This is a genomic window from Pseudomonas sp. PS01298 (assembly GCF_029959745.1).
Classification (GTDB): domain Bacteria; phylum Pseudomonadota; class Gammaproteobacteria; order Pseudomonadales; family Pseudomonadaceae; genus Aquipseudomonas; species Aquipseudomonas aylmerensis.
Window position 1 is genome coordinate 1 of the sequence record NZ_JASCPP010000219.1, and the last position, 3,246, is coordinate 3,246.

A 3,246-nucleotide genomic window follows, 5' to 3' on the forward strand; every position below is an offset into this window, starting at 1 on the left:
GAGCTGGCTTGCCTGCGATGGCGTCGGCACTGCCCGCATCACGGTTGTCGGGTCCACCGCTATCGCAGGCAAGCCAGCTCCCACATTGAAAATCCATGGCTTGCGAAATGGCAGGCAAAAAAATCCTGCCACCGAAAGGTCTGAATCAGGTAAATTCGCCACCCCTTCAGACAAGGATGTAGACGATGGCGAATGTTATCGCGCGGGTTGGCAGTGCAGGCCTATTGGGGGCACTGCTGATCACCTGCGCAGTGTTGATCACTTCACTGTATCCCCGGGAAAGCGCTGCGGCGCCGCTGATGATGCACTGCCGCGATTGCGAGAAAGGTGACGACACCTTCGATGCGACAAAATGGTTCAGCAGCGGCATGTACCGCCTTGAAACGGATATTGTTCCCAACCCGATGCGGACGATGACTCGCACTCATCCGGTGGTCTTCAAAGCCAAGGACAATGACCAACTGGTCGAGGCCGCGCTGCGTGGAATCGGCGATGTGCTCCCATCCTTCGATCCCCGCGCGTTTGAAGCACAGTGGCCCGTGTTAACCAAGCGCGTACGTTACAGCTACAGCTTTTTTATGCTGCCCGATGAACCCCGGGACCTCTATGACATGTACTTGCAAGTGGGCAAATACAAGCTGGTGATCGTGGTTGGGCTTGACGTCAATACCGGTGAAATCACCGCCGAGTATGACGGGCGTGTGATTCGTGAAAACGATGGTAATGACCCTGCGTACATGGACACGTTCGAAGAAATGGATGACGCCAACACCCGCTGACCGGGAGGCTGGCTGAACGAAAAATCCCGCCGAAAGGCGGGATTTTTTTGAGCGCGGGCTTATCAGGCCGGGAACAGCTCGCTCAGTTTCATGGCCAGCATCATGTCGCCTTCGGTGCGCAGCTTGCCGCTCATGAAGGCCTGCATGCCGTCGGTGTCGCCGCTGACGATGCCTTCCATGGTTTCGCCGTCGGTGACCAGGGTCACTTGGGCGTCAGGGTTTTCGCCTTCCAGCAGTTCGCAGGTGTTGTTCTTGACCACCAGCGAGAAGTTCTGGGTGTCGTCGATACGGAAACCGAACACCAGGTCCAGGCCGTCAGCAGCGGCTGGGTTGAATTTGGCTTTCATTGCTTCTACAGCTTTGGCTACGTCAGTCATGGTTTCGATCCTTTAGGGTAGAGTCCAGTGACCTTGGGGTCACGGTTGGCCGCAGTTCATCGGAACGTGATGAGCTGCGGCGCCTTCAACAGTTGCAAGTGGGTATGACTGTTGAAGGAAGCCAGTGCCACCTCGCGACCACGGAATTTCAGCTGGTTGAGCGAGGTGTTAACAATTTGCCAGTTCAGTTCGAAGGCCTGGGCCGCCGGCATTCGGGTTATCAGGTGGAGCAGGGCGGTGATGGTGCCGCCGGAGGTGAACACTGCAATCTTCTGTGCGTTGTCCGCGGCTTCCAGAATGCGCTGCAGGCCACCCTGGACCCGTTCGACGAAGCCCAGCCAGCTTTCCAGGCCCGGCGGATCATAGGTGCCGGCCAGCCAGCGCTCGATGATCAGGGCGAAGATGCGCTGGAATTCGCTGCGGTTCTGCGCGGCGTTGCGCAGGATCTCCAGGGCTTCGGGTTCGGTGGTGAGCAGATCGGGAAGCAGGGCGCGGATAATCGCGTCGGCGTCGAATTCGTTGAAGGCGCTGTCGATTTCCAGGGCCGGTACCGGCAGGCCGAGGGCGCTGTACTGATCAAAGGCGGCCGTGGCGGTGTGCTGCTGGCGGCGCAGGTCGCCGGCCACGCAGCGGTCGAACACCAGGCCCAGGTCCGCCAGGTGGCGCCCGAGCACTTGCGCTTGTTCCACGCCGACGGGCGACAGGACGTCATAGTCGTCTGCACCGAAGGAGGCCTGGCCATGTCGAATCAGATAGATGCTGCCCACGTCCGTTTTCCCGGTACGTTGAAAGTCTGGCGAGGTTATGAGGATGCCAGGGAGCTGTCAATGAAAAAACATACGCTTGTTTTAAAAGCTCGTTAGAGGCCGCCTACTGGCGGTTTGATCACTGGCTCGAACGCGGTGCCGCCGGTATGCTGGGGCAATCCGCGCCTGGCGCACTGCACTTGTAAGGAGTCACATGGATTTTTTGGCCGAATACGCGAGTTTCCTGGCGAAGACCGTCACCCTGGTGGTCGCTATTCTGGTGGTACTGATCAGCTTCGCGGCGCTGCGCAGCAAAGGCCGTCGCAAATCCGCGGGACAGCTGCAGGTCAGCAAACTGAATGATTTCTACAAGGGCCTGCGCGAGCGCCTGGAGTCGAGCCTGCTCGACAAGGACCAGCTCAAGGCCCTGCGCAAGTCCGAGAGCAAGACCGAAAAGAAGAAAGGCAAGAAGAAACCCGAGGCCAAGCCACGGGTGTTCGTGCTGGATTTCGACGGCGACATCAAGGCCTCGGCCACCGAGAGCCTGCGCCACGAAATCACTGCCTTGCTGAGCCTGGCCACCCCGAAGGACGAAGTGGTGCTGCGCCTGGAAAGCGGCGGCGGCATGGTCCACAGCTATGGCCTGGCGTCGTCACAACTGGCGCGTATCCGTCAGGCGGGCGTGCCATTGACCGTGTGCATCGACAAGGTCGCGGCCAGCGGCGGCTACATGATGGCGTGCATCGGCGAGAAGATCATCAGCGCACCGTTCGCGATCCTCGGCTCCATCGGCGTGGTGGCGCAGTTGCCCAACGTCAATCGCCTGCTGAAGAAACACGACATCGACTTTGAAGTGCTGACCGCCGGTGAGTACAAGCGCACCCTCACAGTGTTTGGCGAAAACACCGAGAAGGGCCGCGAGAAGTTCCAGGAAGACCTGGACATCACCCATCAACTGTTCAAGAACTTCGTCTCGCGCTATCGCCCGCAATTGGCGATTGATGATGTGGCGACCGGAGAAGTGTGGCTGGGTGTTGCAGCGTTGGACAAGCAACTGGTCGACGAGCTGCAGACCAGCGACGAATACCTGGCTACCAAGGCCAAGACCGCCGAGGTATTCCACCTGCACTACGCCGAGCGCAAGAGCCTGCAGGAGCGAGTGGGCCTGGCGGCCAGCGGCTCGGTGGACCGTGTGCTGCTGACCTGGTGGAGCCGGTTGACCCAGCAGCGCTTCTGGTAACGCCGTTATTTTTGTGATCCCCCTGTGGGAGCGGGCTTGCCCGCGATAGCGATGTACCAGTCGATGCCTCTACCGACTGAACTGGCGCCATCGCGGGCAAGCCC

General features: G+C 59.7%; 4 protein-coding genes. 2 read left to right on the forward strand and 2 right to left on the reverse strand.

Annotated elements, in window-relative coordinates:
- Window positions 1-185 precede the first annotated feature (185 nt).
- Window positions 186-779, forward strand: a complete 594-nt coding sequence (locus tag QMX97_RS31840) for a hypothetical protein (protein ID WP_106803566.1) — start codon at window positions 186-188, stop codon at window positions 777-779.
- Between the two features lie 62 nt (window positions 780-841).
- On the opposite strand, the gene QMX97_RS31845 is transcribed toward QMX97_RS31840, so the two are convergent.
- Together QMX97_RS31845 and QMX97_RS31850 are read right to left on the reverse strand one after the other, a co-directional pair.
- On the reverse strand, window positions 842-1,156 hold the full coding sequence (locus QMX97_RS31845; protein WP_016969749.1) for an SCP2 sterol-binding domain-containing protein: 315 nt from the start codon (window positions 1,154-1,156) through the stop codon (window positions 842-844).
- Window positions 1,157-1,212: 56 nt separating this feature from the next.
- Window positions 1,213-1,923, reverse strand: a complete 711-nt coding sequence (locus QMX97_RS31850; protein ID WP_065907710.1) for a histidine phosphatase family protein — start codon at window positions 1,921-1,923, stop codon at window positions 1,213-1,215.
- Window positions 1,924-2,116: 193 nt separating this feature from the next.
- On the opposite strand from QMX97_RS31850, the gene sohB reads away from it, so the two are divergent.
- Window positions 2,117-3,142: a protease SohB gene (sohB, locus tag QMX97_RS31855; protein ID WP_065907712.1), complete on the forward strand. Its 1,026-nt coding sequence runs from the start codon at window positions 2,117-2,119 to the stop codon at window positions 3,140-3,142.
- Window positions 3,143-3,246: the final 104 nt, after the last annotated feature.

Bases quoted from the DNA above. Each gene is read 5' to 3' on its own strand.
- QMX97_RS31840 (WP_106803566.1), top strand. From the start codon at position 186: ATGGCGAATGTTATCGCGCGGGTTGGCAGTGCAGGCCTATTGGGGGCA.
- QMX97_RS31845 (WP_016969749.1), bottom strand. From the start codon at position 1,156: ATGACTGACGTAGCCAAAGCTGTAGAAGCAATGAAAGCCAAATTCAAC.
- sohB (WP_065907712.1), top strand. From the start codon at position 2,117: ATGGATTTTTTGGCCGAATACGCGAGTTTCCTGGCGAAGACCGTCACC.